This window comes from Frigoribacterium sp. MEB024 (assembly GCF_000878135.1).
Taxonomy (GTDB): Bacteria; Actinomycetota; Actinomycetes; order Actinomycetales; family Microbacteriaceae; genus Frigoribacterium.
Genome location: NZ_JXQZ01000057.1, coordinates 1 through 19,366, shown reverse-complemented (window position 1 = coordinate 19,366; position 19,366 = coordinate 1). Strand labels below are relative to the sequence as shown.

The following is a 19,366-nucleotide window of genomic DNA, read 5'->3' as shown; positions in this document are numbered from 1 at the left end:
GGGTTCGTCGGCGGCGGGCGTCGTCGGACGCCCGCCCACGACGAACCCGCCCGTTCCGTCGTCCGGCGGCCCTGTCGTCAGTGGGCCCTGTCGTCAGTCGGCCCTGCCGTCAGTGGGCCCTGCCGTCAGGCGGCCCTGTCGTCGGGCGCCCCTGTCGTCGGACGGCCCGCCCCCAGGAGGCGCGGTGCCGGTCACCGGGTGACGCGCGCGAACGCGGCGCGCAGCCGGGCCCCGCGCTCGGGGTTGAGCTGCTCGACCCAGCCGATGCGCCCCCACAACTGGGCGGCGAAGTCCGGGTGCCCGGCCCGGTTCTGCGCCTCGAGCCCGGTGGTGGCCGCGTTGTGCAGCACGGCCCGCAGCCGGTCGTACTCGGAGCGCACCGTGTTCGTGCCCTGGTTGACCACCACGCCGGTGACGACCTGTCGCGTGGCCGCCCCGCGCACCCGGGTCTTGGTCGGGTTGAGCTCGTGTCCCTCGTCGCCGACGATGCGTCCGACCCCCCGCACGAACGCGTCGGCCCGTGCCGCGAACGCCGCGTCGCCGCTGAACGCGAGGTCGTCCGCGTAGCGCGTGTACGTCGCACCGGCGGCCCGGGCGTACCCGTCGAGCCGCGAGTCGAGTCGGCGGACGGCGACGTTCGCGAGGCAGGGTGAGGTCGGCGCGCCCTGGGCGAGATGCGCGGCGGCGAGCGCGTGACGCAGGGCGAAGCGCTGTTCGGGGCTGCCCCCGGGGGGCATGCGCGAGAGCACGCCCGGCGGCACGGAGGTCGTGCACAACCCGGTGAGCACGTGGGCGACGGCATCGGGCAGTCCCTCGCGCCGCAGGGCACCGAACACCTGCCCGGCGGTGACCCGGGCGAAGAACGAGGTCAGGTCGAGGGCGATGACGACCTCGCGGCCGACGTGGCGACGGGCCCCGGTGACCGCGCTGCGCCCCGGCACGAAGCCGTGTGCCGCGTCGTGCAGCGGCACCGCGGCCAGCACCTCGTCGAGCACGACGCGGTGCAGGTCGCGCAGCCGGAAGCCGGGCACCTCGAGCAGCCGCGGCGTGCGTCCGGGCCGTGCCCGCCACTCGTACCGGTGGTGCTGCAGGGGGCCGCGTTCGACGCGGCGGTGCCACCGGCCGGGGTCGGCGAACCAGTCGAGCTCGCCCACGGTCAGGTGCAGCAGCCGGGCGACGTCGGCCACGGTGCCCAGACGCAGGAGGCGCGGGTCGGCCGAGCGCGCCTCCTGCGTCACGGGCACGTGGTGGACGATGCGCAGCGGACGGCCGCGCGCGCCCGCCTCGGCCACCGCCTCGGTGAAGGCCGGGTCGCGGCGGATGAGGGCCGCGAGGGTGCGGGGGTCGTCGTGCGGTGCTCGCGGAAGGGTGCGGACGAGGCCTCGGGCCAGGGGCCGCCAGAAGCGGGACGGGCCGTCGATCGCCTCGCCGGCCGCCGCGGAGAGCCCGCGGACCGACCATTCCGCGCCGAGCAGGGTGTCGGCAAGCGCGGTCGCCACGGCGTCGGGGCCCGGGTCGGGCTCGTGTGCGACCGCGGCGGTGGCGGGGGAGCGGACGCTCACGCGGTGCCCGCCCGACCGATGGGCGTCCGGCCGGTGGGCGTCCGACCGTCGGTCGGGCACCTCGCGGTCGTGCCCGTGCGAGCCGTGCGAGCCGCGCGAGCCCGGCGGGCCGGGCGTGACGTGGGCGTCGGCACGGCGAAGGCGGGCGAGTGGATGCGGCGGTGCCTCGGCGACTCGTGAATCGGTGCGGGCCGCGAGCCGCGCGAAGCGCGGTCACCGGCCTGCGGAGCGGTGCCGTGGTCGATCTGCGTGCCCCGGGGTATCCCCGGAGAGGAAGGCACGACGCGTGTGCCGTCCACCTCGCCGAGACACCGTCGCATGCCGACACGCTAACGGCGCCCACCGACGTCCGCGATCCCCCGGAGGGCTGAGGGGCGCACCCGAGCGCTCGTCCCCAGGGGTGGACATCCCTCGCCGGAGACCATCCCGATACTGATATGTTCACCGGAAGCGCCCCGATCGCCGTTCCTGCCCTCCGATCGAAAGCCGGCCCATGCCACGACCCCTCTCCCCGTCCGTCCGTCACCGAACCGTCTCGGCGGTCGCCCTCGGGGCGTTGTCCCTGTCCTTGCTCGCGGCGTGCGCCCCCGGCGGGGGTTCGCGCGAGAGCGTCGATCCCGCCGTCGGGGCCGCGGTCCGTGAGACCCTCCCGGCGACGCCGACCGAGACGCCGCGGCCCGACCCGCGCGAGTACGCCGTGACTCCGCAGACCATCAGCGACGCGCCCCTCGGTCACACCGTCGAGGTCACCGACGTGGTGCGGAACTTCTCGGTCGAGGGTGGCACCGAACCGGTCCGCGACGGGGCTGAGGTCGTCCTCGTCAAGCTGGCCGTCACGGCCGGCAGCACCTACTACGCGTCGGTCAGCCAGAACGACTTCGGTCTGCTCACGACCTCGGGTGGGGTCGCCACCGACCATTCCAACTACACGTACGAGGACGACATGGCGTCGGCCGGGTACGAGGTGCTGTCGCGGGTCGGCCACGGCGAGAGCGCTGCGGGCTGGATCTCGTTCGAGCTGAAGCACCCGCAGGACGAACTGTTCCTGAAGTACGAGCGTGCCGCGGCGAACGACGGCGCCATCGAGGCGTCGTCGGCCGAGGTGCCGCTCGTCGAGGCCGGCTGAGTCCCGCCCGGACGCCGAGGAGGCGCGGTGCCTGCTCTGCAGACACCGCGCCTCCTGTGCTCCCCGGCTCGTGTGCCGGGGTCGATCGACCTAGTAGGTCTGGACCGATGCCATGCCGGCGCTGAACGCGGCGATGCTGACGATGATGCCCACGACGAGGAAGACGGCGCTGAGGATCACGCCGGCCAGGGCGAGGCCGTGGCCGCGCTCGCCGGTCTTCTTGATCTGCGACAGGGCGATCAGGCTGACGATGAGGCCGGCGAGGCTGAAGACGAAGGCCAGGATGAACCCGACGATCGCGAGGACGTTGTAGCCCGCGGCGGTACCGGCGGACTGGGGCATGGCGGTGTTGTTGGACATGAGTACTCCTAGGTGGTGTGACGTCCGGGGACGTGCAAGACGAGATCGACCGCTTCGAGACGAGAATGCCTCAAACAGACCGGTCGTGCACGGAAGTCTGGCAGAAAGTTGTGATCACGTGTGGCCGACATACCGGCCGGCCTTGTGGTTCATCGCGAGGACGAGGTTCAGCACGACGGCGCCGAGGGCCGAGAGCAGTACGATCCACGGCGAGACGACGGTCAGCGAGGTCAGCACGATGACCACGTCGAAGCCCATCTGGACGTAGCCGGCACGCAGCCCGGCGCGTTCTTGCAGCACCAGGGCGAGGATGTTGATCCCGCCGAGGCTCGCCCCGTGCCGGAAGAGGATCAGCAGGCCGACGCCGACGAGCAGGTTGCCGGCGAGGGTGCCGTAGATCGGGTTGATGCCGTCGATGTCGAACATCAGGGGGTGCAGGTACGAGAAGGCGGACAGCATGACCACGGTCAACACCGTGCGCAGGGTGAACGGCCAGCCCTTCTTCCACACGGCGAGCGCGAAGAACGGCACGTTGACGAGGACGAACAGCACGCCGAAGGTCCAGCCCGTGGCGTAGCTGGTGAGAAGGGCGAGACCGGCGGTGCCACCCGAGACGGCGCCGCTGGTCTTCAGCAGGAACAGCCCGAACGAGGCGAGGAAGACGCCGGTCACGACGCCCATGACGTTCTCGGCGAGGGTGTGTTTGTTCGCGTCGACGGTCTCGATGGAGCCGGTCAGGGCCGGGTCGTCGATGCCGTGCCGGGCCGGTGCGGCGGCATCGGGCGTCGCGGCGTCGGGCAGGCCGGCCGGGGAGGACTCGGGGGCGGGCCCGTCGTCGCTGTCGACGGCGTTCCGCTCGGCGCTCGCGGCGCGGGACGTGCTCGCGGTCGGGGTGGCGGAGGAGGTGCGGGTGACGTCGTCGGCGCGGGCGGCGGGGGTGGTGCCGGGGCGCGACTCGTCGAGGGGTTCGTGGGTCACCGGCACATCCTGCCAGCCCCCTGTTTCGCGCACGTGACGCGCCGCGCGCCTGCCGCTCAGGCTGCTGCACCGTCGAGTGGACGTGGCGCCGCCGCATGCCGCGGTGTCTCGTCCACACGGCGGTGTCCTTCCGGAGCGATCAGGCTGCGCCGGCCGTCACCATCGCGATCGGCACGATGACGGCGATCAGGCCGGCGAGCGCCACGAGGGCGCAGAGCACCGGACGTCGGGACGTCAGTGGGACGACGCCGGGCACGATGGTGGCGGCGTTCTTGCCCGAGAAGACCTGATCGGCGGGCATGATCGTGAGTCCTGCGTGCTGGGCGATCTCGAGCAGTTGTTCTCCGGGCCAGTTGGCCTCGGTGAGGACGAGTCGGCGGCCCTTGCCGTCCCGGACGGCGAGGTAGCCGAGGTTCTGCACGCCGAAGTTGAGCATGCAGAGGATGCCGCGCTGTGAGCCGTCGAACTCGACGGTCGTGGTGCGTCCCCACCAACGCCGGGCCACCGCCGTTTCGGTCACGGTGATGCTCGTCGTCCGGAGGTAGACCCACAGGCCGGCCGCCATCACCACCAGCAGGACGATGAAGTACGGGACGACCGATTCTCCGAGCCGGTACCAGCCCATCACGAACGCGAGGGGTATGAGGAAGAGCCGGCCCTTGGCTTTCGCCCAGAAGTGCGACCACGTCGGTCGGTAGGTGGCTCCGGTGATGAGGGGTGTGGCGGTCATCGTTGTTCTTTCTGTTCGGGCGGGTTGTGGTGGGTACGTGGGGGCTCAGCGGAGTCGGTCTTGCCAAAGCGCCCACGCTGCGATCGACATGTAGGTGCTGACGAAGAGTGCGGTCGAGGCGATGGCCAACACGGCCCAGATCGGGTCGGCATCGAGCGAGTCGACCAGTCCGACGGCTAGCGGCAGAGCAATGCTGCCCATGATGAAAGCGGCCGGGACTGTGGTCACCAGCGTCGGGGTCCGCCAAGGGCCGGCGCCGAGAATGGCCTGGCGTCCGTCTGATGTGCCACCCACAGGCGGCAGCTCTCTCGAACTTTCGAGGTCGTCCTCAGTGAGCTCGGTTCTGGAGAGTCCTGCCGATTCCAGGAAGACACTCAGTGCCTGGAGATCGAACGCATGTCGCCGTGACGGGCGGACCAAGACCCTCGGCTGCCGTGTGCAGTCGAACAGAGCGACCGAGCCGTCCCGTAGGAAGCCAAACTGCATCAACGCGTCGCGGCGCTGACGGTCGCCCTCGGTCTGACCGAGGCGGAATCGTGTCTCTACGCCCACGGCATCGCGAACGCCGAGGTGCCCATCCGTCCGCCAGAACATGACGGCCCCTTTGTCGGTGGCGAGCGTCGTGCTCGCGGACGGGTTGGTGACCAGGTGTCGTGAACGGCGGGTCCACGCCAGAGCCGGCAATGTGGCCGCGACAGCGGTCGAGGCGCACCACACGCTCGACATGGCACCCAGGTGCCATGCGAAAGGACGCACGGCTTCGTTGAAGAAGGCCGTGATGGTGAGGGTCAAGACGGCCACGTAGGACAGCCCGGCGCTCAGGGCAACCGCGACTTGGATCTGTGCCAGCCTGATTCGTCGTCGTTCGACTTGAGGCGACACGAGGAGCACCTCGGGCTGGCTGATCATGGGGGAGGTCTTCAGGCGCGACCAGGCACTGGGTGCCTTTCCGATTCTCTCGAAGAGGCTTTCGAAACCTGAGCTCGCCAGCATCCGAGCTGGATCAGCGACCGAGTGCCCGGGCCACCACTGGTCGAGGGGGAAAACGAGCAGCTGGTCCGCGGTTTCGATCCAGGCAACGCCCTCCGGGCCTGCGTGCCGGAAGAAGAAAGGGTGGTCCGATTGATCAGCCCAACCCAGACGGCGGATTCTCGAGGAATCCGTCAATCGAAGCGATCTCCCATCCTTCGCATCAGCCCACAGAGTTCGGTCGTGATCCCACCGCAACGAGTGAAAACCTCGATCGGCCCTGCTGAACGGGCTTGAAGACGACTTGACGACGTCGGCGGGGTTCACGACTCGACCCATTCCAAAGTCTCGACGATGCGATCCGCGTGAGCCAGGTACGGACCGATTGGACTGGGACCGAATGTGTCGAAGATCAACAGCATGACGGTCTCGGTCGACTGCGGGACGCGGACAGCGAAGGTGATCTGTGCCGTCGTGACATCAGGCAGGTCGCCAGAAGCCGGCGATGGGGCGGCCGTCCTGCCGAACTGGGCAAGTGTGTCTTCGACCTCACTCCGCCACTGACCATGGGTCACTTCTTTTCGGACCAGTCGTCGGGCGACGTCGCCGGCCGGCATCGACCGCCATTCGAAGGTCAGGCGCGCCCCGGTGTGCGTCGACACGGCATCCCGCAGGGTTCGCTCGATTTCGTCGCAACTGAGCGTGGTTCCGGTATGGACGAGCGACACGGCCAAGGTCATCGGAAGGATGCCGGTCCGCGAAGGTCCGCAGAAGAGGAACAGCTCGAATGCTCCACGTTCGAAGGCAGCCGCGCACCTCGTCGCCAGCATCTGTGCCAGCTCGCGGCGTCGCCTGGCGGCGAGCCCGCTGTCACGTCCGGGCTCGCGTGTTGCGGCTTCCGCCGCCATGCGTTCGCTGAGTGTCGAGGCTTCGGCCACCGATCGGGCTCGACGCCACGCGGGGGGCATGGTCATCCTGTAGCCGAATTCCGTCACAGCGACCCCACTTGGACACTCGTCTTCTTGTCTTCCCAGTACGTACCGTCGAGCAGGCCAGGCACCACCGTCGTCATCTGCCGCAGTTCCGTTACGAGGCTGTAGGCACCGGCAGCTCCTCCGGTCACGGCCCAACGAAGGCCCATCGTCTCCATCTGTGCGGCGAGCGCGCCCCCGGGCCCGAGTTTCATCACGGCCGAGAGTTCGGCCCACCCGCCCGTCAGGAGGCCGTCGACCAGTACCACGAAGGGTTTCTGTCCGGCCTCGTCGGCAGCTCGGAAGACACCGTTTCGAGCGCCCTCTTCAGCGGTCTTCCTCGCCGTCTCGACCTTCCGCGCAGGGACCGATCCTGCTCGGGCTGCCCCGGCTCGGCTCGCCGAGGACGACGCAACGCTCCGTGTCGCACCAGCCACGGCGAACTTCATGGCGTTCAGCGACTGCAAGCCGACGATGGCCATGCCGAGTCCGACCAGGTCGGCTATGACGTCTTCCTTCGTCGCATCACCTGCGAGCGCTTGCGCTGACGTGATGGCAAGCGTGGCTGCAGCTGCTGCGATGCCCAGGGCGATGATCCACCCGACGGGGCCGCCGAACAGCATGACCAACAGGCCGACCGCCGCCAGCACCGGCCCGAGCGCGTTCAGGACGTCCTTGATCGCCCCCAGCACCCCGCGGGCGTCGTGCACCACCTGCTTCACCCCGTCCCACCAGGTGTCGCGCAGCTCGTCGTCGCCGGCCAGTCGGATGGCGGCGATCGCCTGGTCGTTGAGGGCGCCGTACTCGCCGTCCGTGTCGCCCCCGGTGCCGACCAGGCGGGTGATGACCGCCTTGGCATCCGCGAGGTCGGTGTCGGCGAGGTCGACTGCCCGCGTCCGGGCGGCCTCCTGCCGGTCGATCTCGAACGGGTCGGTCTCGCCGGGGACGACGAACGTGTCGGCCGTGCGCCGCGCCTCCTTCGCCTCGTCGGCGTCGAGGCGTGCGGCGTCCGCCTGGCGCTGGAGCTCTTCGAGGCCGTCCGCGTAGGTGTCGAGCGTCGTCGCGAGGTCGAGGTAGCGCTGCTTCGCCTTGTCGATCGCGTCCGCGAGCGGTTCGGCCGACGTCGTGAAGGTGCGGCCCGACTCGGAGTCCCATCCCTCGGCCTTCGCCAACCGACGCAGCCGCCTCGACTGGGTCTCGATCGACGTGCCCGTGGCACGCGCCGAGGTCGCCGACGACCGGATGTCGGTCGGGTCACCGGGCACGGGGTCGGACGCCAGGTCGAGCGGACTCCAGTCCCACGGGCGGCTCATGCCACACCTGCCGTATCGGTCGGAGCCAGCGCGGCAGCCAGCTCGTCCTCGGCCTGCGTGAAGGTCTTCGCCGCGCCCTCGGACATGGCGCCGACCGCGGCGATCGACTCGAGCATGCGGCCCCGGGCGATCGCCCAGTCGTCGGCGAACGCCGTGACGGCCTGCTGCAGGCGAGGCGAGCCGATGCCGTCACCCGCGGCGCCGGCGCTGCCCGACGACAGGTCGGTGTGCAGGGTCTGGAGGTCGCGGGCCAACGCGGCCAGCACCTCCAGATCGATGTTCATGTACGGCGCCACGGCAGATCCCCCTCTTCGATATGAGCAATGTCACACACCATACCGACTGTTCGGCCCGCCGTGACCTGCCTGTGGACGACCCCTGTGCCCCCCGGAGACGGGCGGATCGGCCGACGACCCGCACCTAACGCCCCGCCACCCCCGGCCGATAGTCACCCGTAGCCGCTCAGGACGAGCAGCGACACCTGCCCCACGGATGGCGGCAGGAGACACAGACCTAGGACGGGCCGATGATCGTCGTCACGCGACTCAACGACAGCAGATTCGCTGTCAACCCTGACCTCATCGAGCGCATCCACGAGACGCCCGACACGGTCCTGATCATGGTCGACGGCGCCAAGTACGTCGTGACCGAGCCGATGGCCGAGGTCATCGAGATGATCGCCCGCTACCGGGCCCGCATCGTCTCGCTCGCCTACGACGAGCCGTCCGCCACCGCGCCGGCCAGCCAGGCCCTCGGCAACCGCACCTCGACCGGCCCGCAGCTCGGCATCGTCCGTGGCTCGTCGGGTGCAGGAGGCGCAGGTCGCGTCACCGAGTTCCGTCCCGCCGTGCAGGCTCCCGCGGTGCACACCCCGACCGCCCCGACCGTGCCGACCGCGCCCGCCGCAGCGGCCGACACCACGCAGGGACGCTGACCGTGGATCCCGCAACGATCATCGGCATCGTCCTCGCGCTGGGCGCCCTCTTCGGCATGATCCAGCTCGAGGGCGTCAGCATCGCCGGGCTGCTGCTGCCGGCCCCGATCATCCTCGTCTTCGGCGCCACGATCGGCGTCGGCATCGCCGGCACGACGATCAAGGACGCGATCCTCAGCTTCAAGAAGATCACCCGCGCCTTCACGGGCAAGGTCGTCCCTCCGCAGTCGGTCATCGACGGCGTCGTGTCGCTCGCCGAGAAGGCCCGCAGCGAGGGCCTGCTCTCGCTCGAGCAGGAGGCCGAGAAGCTCGACGACCCGTTCATGAAGGGCGCCCTGCAGAACATCGCCGACGGCACCGACGGCGAGGAGCTGCGCATCCTGCTCGAGGACGAGATGGAGTCCCGCCTCGCCGCCGACCGCACGGCCAGCAAGTTCTTCATGAGCCTCGGCGGGTACGCCCCGACGGTCGGCATCGTGGGCACGGTCGTCAGCCTCACCCACGTGCTCGAGAACCTCGCCGAGCCCGACGAGCTCGGCCACATGATCGCCGCGGCCTTCGTCGCGACCCTGTGGGGCCTGCTGACCGCCAACTTCCTCTGGCTGCCGCTCGGTGCACGCCTCAAGAAGCTGGCCGACCTCGACGAGCTGCGCATGACGCTGCTGATGGAGGGGGTGCTGGCGGTCCAGGCGGGAAGCCAGCCGCGCCTCCTCGGCGAGCGCCTCAAGGCCATGGTGCCGACGCACGCGCTCGACGGCGGCGACGGCAAGGGCGGCAAGGCCGGCAAGGCCAAGGCCGGCGCGAAGAAGGGCGGCGACGACCAGGGGCTGGCCGCATGAGCGGGGCACGTGGTGGACGCAAGAAGAAGGGGCACGCCGAGGACGAGCACCCGGACGAGCGCTGGATGGCCTCGTACATGGACATGATCACCGTGCTGATGTGCATGTTCATCGTGCTGTTCGCCATGTCGAACGTCGACCAGGACAAGTACATCGCCCTGCGCAACTCGCTCGCGACCGGCTTCGGCCAGACCGACGTGGGCAAGGTCGACACGGCCTCGGGCACCGTCGTGAACGCCGCCGACGTGACGAAAGAGGGCAAGGGCTACTCGTCGGGCGACGAGACCGACCTGAGCAAGGCGGCCGCCTCGGGTGAGGCCCAGACCGCCGAGCAGGCCGCCGCCGCCACGGTCGCGGCCCAGGGTGAGCTCGACGACCTCACCGCCATCAAGGCCGCGATCGCGGCGAACCTGGAGGGCTCGGGGCTCAGCGCCGACGTCGAGTTCGCCGTCGACGCCCGGGGCCTCACCGTCCGCCTGATCGGCTCCGAGACCTTCTTCGGCACGAACAGCGCCGACCTCAGCGGCACGGCCGTCAACGTCATGAACGCCATCGGGCCGGTGCTGAAGACCTCGGGTCACGACGTCTCGGTCGAGGGCCACGCCGACCAGCGCAGCTCGACCGCGCCCTTCGCGACCAACTGGGAGCTCTCCTCCGCCCGTGCCACACAGGTGTTGCGCGACCTGGTCGAACGCGGCGGCGTCGGCGCCGACCACATCCAGTCGGTCGGCTTCGGCTCGTCGCGTCCCCTCAGCACCGGCACGACCGACGCCGACCTCGCGTCGAACCGTCGGGTCGACATCGTCGTCCTGTCGAACCAGTCCGACTCGGTGAGCGCGCTGCTGCCGCAGCTCGAGCAGGCGGCGGCGGCCGCAGGAGGCGCGGTGACCGACGGTCGCAACCCCGCCGTCCAGCAGGCGGCCGACACCTCGACCACGGCCGAGGCGGGTGACACGTCGAAGGCGGGCACCGCGGCCGAGACGAAGACCGAGAAGAAGACGGAGAAGAAGGAGGAGTCGTCGGGCCACTGACCTCCGCCGGGCCCCTCCGGCCCGGCAGCGCGACCACGGCCCCCGGGCTCGACGACGGCAACCCAGTCCGGGGGGTACGACCGATCCTGGGCTAACGCTCAGGTGGGGCGGGCCGATAGCTCCGTCCGTGACACTCCTCGACGCCCCGACGGGCAGCAGCGCGCCGACCGCGACGGTCGGCTCGTCGACGCGCCCGCAGAAGACCGTCGAGGTCTACGACTTCCGCCGTCCGACGACCCTCGCCCGCGAGCACTCGCGCGTCCTCGAACTGGCCTTCGACACCTTCGCCCGGCAGTGGGGGACGCAGCTCACCGCCAAGGTCCGGGTGCTCTCGCAGGTCACCTGCGACCAGGTCCAGATGCTCACCTACGACGAGTACGCCTCGTCGCTGCCGGCGACCACCGCGATGGTGCTCTGCTCCCTCGAGGGCGTCTCGGCGAAGGCCGTCATCCAGTTCCCGTCGTCGGCCGCGCTCACCTGGGTCAGCCACATGCTCGGGGCCGCCAAGCCGGCGAGCCTGCCCGAACGCACCTTCACGCCCATCGAGCAGGCCCTCGTGCGCCGCCTGATGGACGACGCCCTCGACGACCTGCGCTACTCGTTCGGCACCATGCTGGCCGACCCGATCAGCGTCGGCGGGTTCCAGTACAACTCGCAGTTCGCCCAGGCCGCGCAGAAGTCCGACCTGATGATCGTGGCCTCGTTCGAGATCCGCGTCGGCGAGCGTGTCGCGCCCGGCACGGTCGCGATCCCGGCCGACGTCCTGCTGTCGCAGCTCGGCGAGTCCAACCCGACGATCGACGCCGCCGACGCCCGCGACCTGCTCGGCGCCCAGCTGGCCTCGGTCCCGGTGGGCGTCTCGCTGACCTTCGCCCCCGCCGCGGTGCTGCCGAGCGTCGTGCTCGGGCTGGCCGTCGGCGACCTGCTGCCGCTGCCCCACCCGCAGCACCGCCCGCTCGAGATCAGCGTCGACGGCCAGCCCGTCGGCCGCGCCGCCGTCGGGGCCGCCGGCTCCCGTCTGGCCGGCATCGTCGTCTCCACCTCCCTGACCGGCACCGAAGAAGGAACCTCATGACCGGCACGACCATCACCCTGCACACCGCGGCGGTCGAGGCGCTGGTCGCCCAGCTGCCGACGCCCACGCCCCTGCGTGCCGTGGCCGTCGACCCGGCCTCCGCGCACGGCCTCCGCCTCGCGGGCTCGTCCGTCGTGGTCACGTCGTTCGTCGGGTCGGTCTCGGCCGACACCGCGGTCGTGCTGGCCGACATGGACCAGCTCGCCGCCGCCGCGGGCACCGACAACCCGATGGTCTCGGTCTCGGACGTCCTGCGTCCCGCGCTCGAGGCCGCGACGGGCGTGCTCGGCACGGGCGTGCTCGGCGAGAGCCGCCGCGAGTCGGCCGACGCCTTGCTGGCCGATCCCGAGACCGTCGTCTTCGAGCTGACGGCCGCGGGCCAGCCCGCCGGCTGGTTCGCCCTGCGCCTGCGCGAGACCGGCACGATCGGCGGATCGTCGCCGGTGGTGCCGGCCTCGAGCGGGGTGTCGACCGGCAACCTCGGTCGCATCAACAACGTCGAGATGGCGCTGACGGTCGAGATCGGCCGCACCCGCATGTCGGTCCGTGACGTCCTGGGCCTCGAGCCCGGGGCCGTCATCGAGCTCGACCGCTCGGCCGGTGCCCCCGCCGACGTGCTGCTCAACGGCCGCCTGATCGCTCACGGCGAGGTCGTCGTCGTCGACCAGGACTACGCCGTCCGCATCACCAAGATCCTCGACGTCGCCGACGGCATCGCCTGATCGTGGACACCGTCGTCGTCGGCCTGCGGGTCGTCCTCTCGTTGGGCGTCGTCCTCGCCCTGCTCTGGGTGCTGCAGAAGCGCCTGGTGAAGGGCGGTCGCGCGGGCACCCGTGCCACGTCGCAGGTCTCCGTCGTCGCCCGCCAGGGCGTCGGCGCGAAGGCGAGCGTCGTCGTGGTCGACGTCGAGGGCGAGCGCCTCGTGCTCGGCGTGACCGAGTCGTCGGTGACCGTCCTGGCCGCCGCCGACCGCCCGGTCGACGTCGGTGCCCTGACGCTGGTCCCCGAGCCCACGGCTGCCGAGGCCGGGCCGGAGGCGCAGGAGGCGCGGGTCACGTCGATCGCGCCCGTCGCCTTCGCGTCCGTCCTCTCCGCCGAGAACGCCGCGGCCCGCGACGAGCTGCCCGCCCGCCCGGCGGACGCGACGCCCGCCGAGTTGTTGCGCCCCCGCGGTGCCGCCCGTCGTGCCTCCGTCGCGCGTCCTCGGGACCTCGACGCGCGTCGTCGCGGTCGCACCGCCAAGTCGATCGAGGGCTCGATCCTCGCGCCCGACACCTGGCGTCAGGCGGCCGCGGCCCTGCGCAGCGGACGAGCCGGATGACCGGCCGCCGGTCGTCCGCGTCCCCGACCCGCCCCTCCTTCGCGTCCGCTCTGCGCCGGCTCGTCCGCCCGACGCTGCGCGACGGCCTGCACGGAGCCCCCCTGGGCCGCTCGGTGGTGGCCGTGCCCGTGCGCTTCGCCGACACGCGGTTCGCCCGTGCGGTCGTCGTCACGCTGCTCGCGCTCGTCGTGGCGTCCGCCCTCGTGATGCTGATCGGTCAGCAGGCCAACGCGGCACCCGTCTCGCCGACGGCCCCCACCGCGCCCACCGCCCCGGCCACGGACGGCACCGAGGGCACCACGGGGACGACACCGACCGACTTCACCGACACCGACCAGACGACGTCCGACGGCACCGGCTCGGGCGGCCTGAACATCGACATCAACGGCCCCGACGGGGCGCCCAGCCAGGCCGTCGTCACCCTGATCGGCATCACCCTGTTGAGCGTCGCCCCCGCGCTGCTGCTGATGATGACGTCGTTCACGAAGATCTTCGTGGTGCTCGCGATGACGCGCAACGCGCTCGCGCTGCCGTCCATCCCGCCGAACCAGGTGCTCGCGGGGCTGGCCCTGTTCCTGAGCCTGTTCATCATGGCTCCGATCCTGACCCACATCAACACGGACGCCGTGCAGCCCTACCTCGACGGCCGCCTCGACCTGCAGGGCGCGATCGACGCCGGCATCGCGCCGCTGCGCGAGTTCATGCTCGCCCACACCCGCGAAGAGGACCTCGCGCTGATGACCCGCTCCGCGAACCAGCCGAACCCCGACAGTCAGGCCGACGTGCCCATGCTGACGCTCATCCCGTCGTTCATGATCAGCGAGCTGCGCGCCGCGTTCATCATCGGCTTCGTCATCTTCATCCCCTTCCTCGTCATCGACCTCGTCGTCAGCGCCGCGCTGATGTCGATGGGCATGATGATGCTGCCGCCGGTGATGATCTCGCTGCCGTTCAAGATCCTGCTGTTCGTCCTCGTCGACGGCTGGGGTCTCATCATCAAGAGCCTCATCGAGAGTTACCAGGTGGGTGCCTGATGGATTCGAACGCCGTCCTCGACCTCTCGATGCAAGCCCTCATCATCACGGGCAAGCTCGCCGCGCCCGTCCTGATCACGTCGCTCGTCGTCGGTTTCGCGATCTCGCTGCTGCAGTCGATCACCCAGATCCAGGAGGTCACCCTCTCGTTCGTGCCGAAGGCCGTCGCCGTGGGCATCGCGCTCATCGTCACCGGCCACTGGATGATCAGCGAGATGGTGTCGTTCACGACCATGGTGTTCGACCGCATCCCCCAGCTGCTCAGCGGCGGGTAAGGGCACGTCGTGTCGTTCGACCTCAGCTGGCTCGAGGCCACCCTCCTCGCCGCCGTGCGCATGACTGCGTTCCTCGTGATCGCGCCTCCGTTCTCGTACCGCGCGTTCCCGGCGCGGGTGAAGGCCATGCTCGGCATCGGGCTGGCGCTCGCCGTCGCGCCGCGCGTCACCCCCGGCTACGTCTCGCTCGAGACCGGCCCGTTCGTCATGGCGCTCGTGCTCGAGCTCGTCGTCGGCGCCGTGCTGGGGTTCCTGGTGTTCGTCGCCTTCGGCGCGGTGCAGGCCGCCGGCAGCCTGATCGACCTCTTCGGCGGTTTCACGCTCGCCCAGGCGTTCGACCCGCAGTCGATGGTCAACGGCGCCCAGTTCACCCGGCTGTTCCAGATGACCGCACTCGCGCTGATGTTCGCGACCGGGGGCTACCAGCTGATCATCGGTGGTCTCACGCGGTCGTTCGACGCCGTCCCGCTCGGCCTCGGCATGGACCTCTCCCGTCCGGTCGAGCTGCTGACGACCGGCGTCAGCCAGCTCTTCCTCTCGACCATCCAGATCGCCGGGCCGCTCTGCGTCGTGCTGTTCCTCGCCGACGTCGGCCTCGGACTGCTCTCGCGCGTCGCGCCGGCCCTCAACGCCTACGCGATGGGCTTCCCGCTCAAGATCCTCATGACGGTCATGCTGGCCGGCGGCGTCTTCCTCGCGCTGCCCGGCGTCGTGGCCTCGTTGACCGGCGACGCCGCCGACGTGCTGCTGGGGGTGGGCTGACATGGCGGACGACTCCGGCGAGCGCTCCGAGGCCGCGACCGAGAAGCGGATGAAAGAGGTCCACTCGAAGGGCCAGCTGTCCCGCTCGCAGGACCTCAGCGCCTGGGTGGGCGTCGGCGCGGCCGCCGTGATGATCCCCTCGACCATCGAGCGCGCCTCCTCGGCGGGCGTCGACCAGATGTTCTCGATCCGCCAGGCCATCACGCACCCCGACTCGGCGACCGTGGTCACCGAGCTGATGCAGGGCGCGGGCTCGATGGGGGCCACGATCGGACCCATGCTGGCCGTAGTCGGCGTGGCCGTGCTCGCGACCGCGATCGTGCAGGGCGGCGTGCACATCAAGCGCATGACCGGCAACTACGAGCAGTTCAACCTGCTCAACGGCCTGAAGAACACCTTCGGCACGCAGGCGCTGTGGAACGGCGCGAAGGCGCTGATCAAGACGACCGTCGTCGGCCTCGTGCTCTGGTTCGCCATCCAGGGCCTCATGCCCGTGCTCATGAGCGGCGGCGGCCTCAGCGTCTCGGCCGTGCTCGCCGAGGCGAAGGTCGGCACCGGCATCCTGATCAAGGCCGCGATCGCGGCCGGCCTGCTGCTCGCCTTCGCCGACGTCTTCGTCGTCATGCGCCGCAACCGCAAGAAGACGCGCATGACCAAGAAAGAGGTCAAAGACGAGAACAAGTCGAGCGACGGCGACCCCCAGGTCAAGTCGCAGCGGCGTTCCCGTCAGCTCGCGATGAGCCGCAACCGCATGATCGGGGCCATCGCCGACGCCGACGTCGTCATGGTGAACCCGACCGACTACGCCGTGGCGGTCAAGTACGAACCCGGCAAGTCGGCGCCGCGCGTCGTCGCGAAGGGCGCCGGCACGGTCGCCGCCCGCATCCGCGAGCAGGCCACCGCCGACGGTGTCCCGCTCGTCGTCGACGTCCCCCTGACCCGAGCCCTCCACGCCGCCTGCGGCCTGGGCGACGAGATCCCCGTCGACCTCTACACGCCGGTCGCCCGCGTGCTCACCTTCGTCATGGCGCTCAAGGCCCGCGGCACGCTGAAGGGCACGCACACGCCGCCCCGCGTCACGACGGCCGACGAGGTGGCCGGCGTCCTGGCTCCCGAGTCGCTCGAGGCCGACGCCGTGCCCCGTCGCCTCCGCATCGCCCGCGAGACCGCGACCGCCGTGGCCGCCGCGACCTCCGCGGCCGGCACCGCGACCGGCGCGACCTCCGCGCCGTCCCGCACCGCGCCTCCTGCGCTCTCCCGCTCCGTCCGCCCCGCCACCCCTGGAGGCACCCGATGAAGTCCACCCTGCCCAAGCTCGCCGTCCCGGTCGGCATCGTCGGCATCGTGCTGCTGCTCGTCGTGCCGGTGCCCGCGCCGCTGCTCGACGTACTGATCATCCTCAACATCCTGTTGGCGCTGGTGATCCTGCTGACGACGCTGTTCGTCAAGAAGCCGCTCGACTTCTCGGTCTTCCCGTCGCTGCTGCTCGTGGCGACGCTGTTCCGCCTCGGGCTCAACGTGGCCTCGACGCGCCTCGTGCTCGGCGACGGCTTCGCCGGCGACGTCATCGCGGCGTTCGGGCACGTGGCGGTGAGCGGCTCGATCATCATCGGCTCGGTGATCTTCCTGATCCTCGTCGTGATCCAGTTCGTGGTCGTGACCAAGGGTGCCGAGCGCGTCGCCGAGGTGGGCGCGCGCTTCACCCTCGACGCCATGCCCGGCAAGCAGATGGCCATCGACGCCGACCTCAACGCGGGCCTCATCACCGACGAGGTCGCCAAGCAGCGTCGCGCCGACGTCAGCGCCGAGGCCGACTTCTACGGCGCCATGGACGGTGCGTCGAAGTTCGTCAAGGGTGACGCGATCGCCGGCATCATCATCATCATCATCAACCTGGTGGGTGGCATCGCGATCGGCGCGCTGCAGAACGGCATGGCCATCGGCGACGCCCTCTCGCACTACGGCCTGCTCACCATCGGCGACGGCCTGACCACGCAGATCCCCGCCCTGCTGATGGCCGTCTCGACCGGCATGATCGTCACCCGCTCGGGCGCCGACACCGAGATGGGCGCGCAGGCCGCGTCACAGCTCGGGCAGTCGCGCATCGCGCTCGCCGTGGCCGGGACCGCCGCCATCGGCATGGGCTTCATCCCCGGCATGCCGATCGTCGCGTTCCTGCTGATCGGTGGGGCGCTGCTGCTCGTCGCCTACCGGCTCGGCGTCGCCGCCAAGGCCGAGGAGGCGCGCGCGGCCCTCGCGGAGCAGCAGGCGGCGGTCGTCGCCCCCACCGACACGACCGACGACCTGCTCGAGCAGATGCGGGTGCACGCGCTCGAGATCCTGCTCGCGCCCGACCTCGTCGACATGGTCGGGGGAGCGTCGGACGACCTGCTCGGGCGGGTCAAGGCCCTGCGTCGCAAGATCGCGGTCGACCTCGGCATCGTCGTGCCGCCCGTCCGCACCCGGGACAGCGTCGACCTGCCGCCGGCCACCTACTCGATCCGCATCGCGGGCGTCGAGGCGGGCCGCGGCCAGGCCCCGGCCCGTTCGGTGCTCGCCCTCGGCGACGCGCTCGACGGCCTGCCCGGCACGGCCACGGTCGAGCCGGTCTTCGGCCTCGCCGGCAAGTGGGTGCCCGCCGAGATGCGCCACAGTGCCGAGATGACGGGTGCGACGGTGATCGACCGTGTCTCGGTCCTGGTGACGCACCTGTCGTCGATCATCGCCGACAACGCCGCCCGACTGCTCACCCGCGAGGACGTCCGCGTGCTGACCGAGGGCGTCAAGCAGGTCAACGCCCCGGCCGTCGACGACCTCGTGCCGAACATGCTGTCGCTCGCCGAGCTGCAGCGCGTCCTCCAGGGCCTGCTGTCGGAGCGCATCCCGATCAACGACCTCGCGCGGATCTGCGAGGGCCTGACGCTGCGGGCGAAGGTGTCGACCGACCCGGAGGGACTCGTGGAAGCGGCCCGCGCCTCCTTGGGGCCCGCGCTCACGGCGCAGTACCTCGACGGCCGCGTGCTGCGGGTCATCATGATCGACCCGACCCTCGAGCAGTCGATGCTCGAGGGGCTGCGACCCAGCGACCAGGGCACGCAGATCCTGCTCGACGGGCACCGGGTCGAGAAGGTGCTCGGGTCGCTGCGCGAGGCCGTGCAGTCGGTCGAGGCCCAGGGGCTCAGCGCGGTGCTGGTCTGCGCCCCGGCGTTGCGGCCGGCCATCCACCGGCTCGTGTCGGCGCAGCAGAACGGCCTGCCGGTGCTGTCGTACCAGGAGGCCACCGCCGCCGGGTCGACCATCGAGACCGTCGGCGTCGTCCGCGCGACCGACTCGATCGTGGCCTGAGATGCCGACCACGATCGTCATGACCGGCGAGACGCTCGACGCGCTGCGCCGCGAGGTGCGGGCCACCCACGGTGCCTCGGCGCGCATCGTCGCGGCCCAGAAGGTGACCGTCGGGGGAGTCGGCGGCTTCTTCGCCCGCAAGCACTACGAGGTCACGGTCGAGGTGCCCGACCCCGCGATCGACCTGCCCGTCGCCCGGGTGCGCATCACGACGCCGGTGCCGGCCGAGCGCGCGGGCATCGCGGCGCTGCTCGCGTCGGCGGACGAGGCCGAGGACGCGTTGCAGGCGGGGGCTCCGGCAGCCCGGGCCGCGTGGTCCGCGTCGTTGGCCGCGGGGGACGCCGCCGCGACGGCGGCGACGCCCGCGCGCGACGGCTTCGACGACGTGCTGACCGGTTCGGCCGTGCCCGTGAGTCCGCGTCGGGCCGCCCGCGCCGCTGCCGCCGCGGCGGGTGCGAACGGGGCCTCGGCCCCGCCGTCGAGCGCAGGAGGCGCGGTGCCGGTCGCGTCCCCGGCCGACGTCTCGACGCGCACCGACGCGTTCGCCTCGATCATGGACGACCTCACCTTCAACGGCATCGCGCCCGTCGCCGGTGCCGCCGCCGGCCTCGGAGCCGGTGTCGCGGCGACGGGCCCGGGCTCCACCGCCTTCGCCGACGGTGACGCCGCCGACCCCGACGCGCCGCACGGGGCCGCTCCCCGTCGGACGGCGGCGTCGCTCGCGGCCGCCGCCGACGCCCT

20 protein-coding genes and 1 pseudogene are annotated in these 19,366 nt (G+C 71.1%); 13 read left to right on the top strand and 8 right to left on the bottom strand.

The window, feature by feature from the left end; translation table 11 throughout:
• Window positions 1-191: 191 nt before the first annotated feature.
• Window positions 192-1,562, bottom strand: a complete 1,371-nt coding sequence (locus tag SZ60_RS11485; protein ID WP_052505350.1) for a reverse transcriptase family protein — start codon at window positions 1,560-1,562, stop codon at window positions 192-194.
• 493 nt (window positions 1,563-2,055) lie between these two features.
• Here SZ60_RS11485 and SZ60_RS11480 point away from each other — a divergent pair, with 493 nt between their 5' ends.
• A complete protein-coding gene (locus tag SZ60_RS11480; RefSeq protein WP_043596066.1) occupies window positions 2,056-2,688 on the top strand; it encodes a DUF4352 domain-containing protein in 633 nt (210 codons plus the stop codon).
• A 90-nt stretch (window positions 2,689-2,778) separates the two neighbouring features.
• Here the strand turns inward: SZ60_RS11480 and SZ60_RS11475 are convergent, their stop codons facing one another.
• From SZ60_RS11475 to SZ60_RS11445, 7 genes are all read right to left on the bottom strand, one after another.
• On the bottom strand, window positions 2,779-3,048 hold the full coding sequence (locus tag SZ60_RS11475) for a DUF4190 domain-containing protein (protein ID WP_043596065.1): 270 nt from the start codon (window positions 3,046-3,048) through the stop codon (window positions 2,779-2,781).
• A 114-nt stretch (window positions 3,049-3,162) separates the two neighbouring features.
• The gene (locus SZ60_RS11470; protein WP_043596074.1) at window positions 3,163-3,801 is read right to left on the bottom strand and encodes a YitT family protein; all 639 of its coding nucleotides are present in this window, start codon (window positions 3,799-3,801) and stop codon (window positions 3,163-3,165) included.
• Between the two features lie 364 nt (window positions 3,802-4,165).
• Complete coding sequence (locus tag SZ60_RS11465) at window positions 4,166-4,756, bottom strand: hypothetical protein (RefSeq protein WP_043596064.1); 591 nt, start codon at window positions 4,754-4,756, stop codon at window positions 4,166-4,168.
• Between the two features lie 45 nt (window positions 4,757-4,801).
• Window positions 4,802-5,665, bottom strand: coding sequence for a hypothetical protein (locus SZ60_RS11460; RefSeq protein ID WP_156155592.1), 864 nt, complete (start codon window positions 5,663-5,665; stop codon window positions 4,802-4,804).
• Between the two features lie 383 nt (window positions 5,666-6,048).
• On the bottom strand, window positions 6,049-6,663 hold the full coding sequence (locus SZ60_RS11455) for a hypothetical protein (protein WP_156155591.1): 615 nt from the start codon (window positions 6,661-6,663) through the stop codon (window positions 6,049-6,051).
• A 53-nt stretch (window positions 6,664-6,716) separates the two neighbouring features.
• On the bottom strand, window positions 6,717-8,009 hold the full coding sequence (locus SZ60_RS11450) for a hypothetical protein (RefSeq protein ID WP_043596059.1): 1,293 nt from the start codon (window positions 8,007-8,009) through the stop codon (window positions 6,717-6,719).
• Window positions 8,006-8,293 carry a hypothetical protein gene (locus tag SZ60_RS11445; protein ID WP_156155590.1) on the bottom strand — a complete coding sequence of 96 codons (288 nt, stop codon included), beginning with the start codon at window positions 8,291-8,293 and terminating at the stop codon, window positions 8,006-8,008. Before SZ60_RS11445 ends, SZ60_RS11450 begins: the two co-directional genes overlap by 4 nt.
• Window positions 8,294-8,535: 242 nt before the next feature.
• On the opposite strand from SZ60_RS11445, the gene SZ60_RS17870 reads away from it, so the two are divergent.
• From SZ60_RS17870 to SZ60_RS11385, 12 genes and pseudogenes are all read left to right on the top strand, one after another.
• Window positions 8,536-8,943, top strand: a complete 408-nt coding sequence (locus SZ60_RS17870) for a flagellar FlbD family protein (protein ID WP_082060088.1) — start codon at window positions 8,536-8,538, stop codon at window positions 8,941-8,943.
• 2 nt (window positions 8,944-8,945) lie between these two features.
• A complete protein-coding gene (locus SZ60_RS11435) occupies window positions 8,946-9,782 on the top strand; it encodes a motility protein A (protein ID WP_043596055.1) in 837 nt (278 codons plus the stop codon).
• A complete protein-coding gene (locus SZ60_RS11430) occupies window positions 9,779-10,813 on the top strand; it encodes a flagellar motor protein MotB (protein WP_082060087.1) in 1,035 nt (344 codons plus the stop codon). Before SZ60_RS11435 ends, SZ60_RS11430 begins: the two co-directional genes overlap by 4 nt.
• A gap of 127 nt (window positions 10,814-10,940) precedes the next feature.
• The gene (locus SZ60_RS11425; RefSeq protein WP_043596070.1) at window positions 10,941-11,888 is read left to right on the top strand and encodes a flagellar motor switch protein FliM; all 948 of its coding nucleotides are present in this window, start codon (window positions 10,941-10,943) and stop codon (window positions 11,886-11,888) included.
• On the top strand, window positions 11,885-12,610 hold the full coding sequence (fliN, locus tag SZ60_RS11420; RefSeq protein WP_043596054.1) for a flagellar motor switch protein FliN: 726 nt from the start codon (window positions 11,885-11,887) through the stop codon (window positions 12,608-12,610). The genes SZ60_RS11425 and fliN overlap by 4 nt, the downstream gene beginning before the upstream one ends.
• Before the next feature lie 2 nt (window positions 12,611-12,612).
• Entirely contained in the window at window positions 12,613-13,209 is a 597-nt protein-coding gene (locus SZ60_RS16575; RefSeq protein ID WP_052505349.1) for a flagellar biosynthetic protein FliO, read from the top strand.
• Window positions 13,206-14,243 carry a flagellar type III secretion system pore protein FliP gene (fliP, locus tag SZ60_RS11410; protein WP_369700707.1) on the top strand — a complete coding sequence of 346 codons (1,038 nt, stop codon included), beginning with the start codon at window positions 13,206-13,208 and terminating at the stop codon, window positions 14,241-14,243. Before SZ60_RS16575 ends, fliP begins: the two co-directional genes overlap by 4 nt.
• A complete protein-coding gene (gene fliQ / locus SZ60_RS11405) occupies window positions 14,243-14,518 on the top strand; it encodes a flagellar biosynthesis protein FliQ (protein ID WP_043596053.1) in 276 nt (91 codons plus the stop codon). The genes fliP and fliQ overlap by 1 nt, the downstream gene beginning before the upstream one ends.
• A gap of 9 nt (window positions 14,519-14,527) precedes the next feature.
• Window positions 14,528-15,280, top strand: a complete 753-nt coding sequence (locus SZ60_RS11400; protein ID WP_255349711.1) for a flagellar biosynthetic protein FliR — start codon at window positions 14,528-14,530, stop codon at window positions 15,278-15,280.
• Between the two features lies 1 nt (window position 15,281).
• Window positions 15,282-16,577: an EscU/YscU/HrcU family type III secretion system export apparatus switch protein gene (locus tag SZ60_RS11395; RefSeq protein ID WP_043596052.1), complete on the top strand. Its 1,296-nt coding sequence runs from the start codon at window positions 15,282-15,284 to the stop codon at window positions 16,575-16,577.
• Window positions 16,574-18,625, top strand: a complete 2,052-nt coding sequence (locus SZ60_RS11390; protein WP_043596049.1) for a flagellar biosynthesis protein FlhA — start codon at window positions 16,574-16,576, stop codon at window positions 18,623-18,625. The genes SZ60_RS11395 and SZ60_RS11390 overlap by 4 nt, the downstream gene beginning before the upstream one ends.
• A 1-nt stretch (window position 18,626) precedes the next feature.
• Window positions 18,627-19,366, top strand: a pseudogene (locus SZ60_RS11385) (hypothetical protein); the annotation flags it as partial.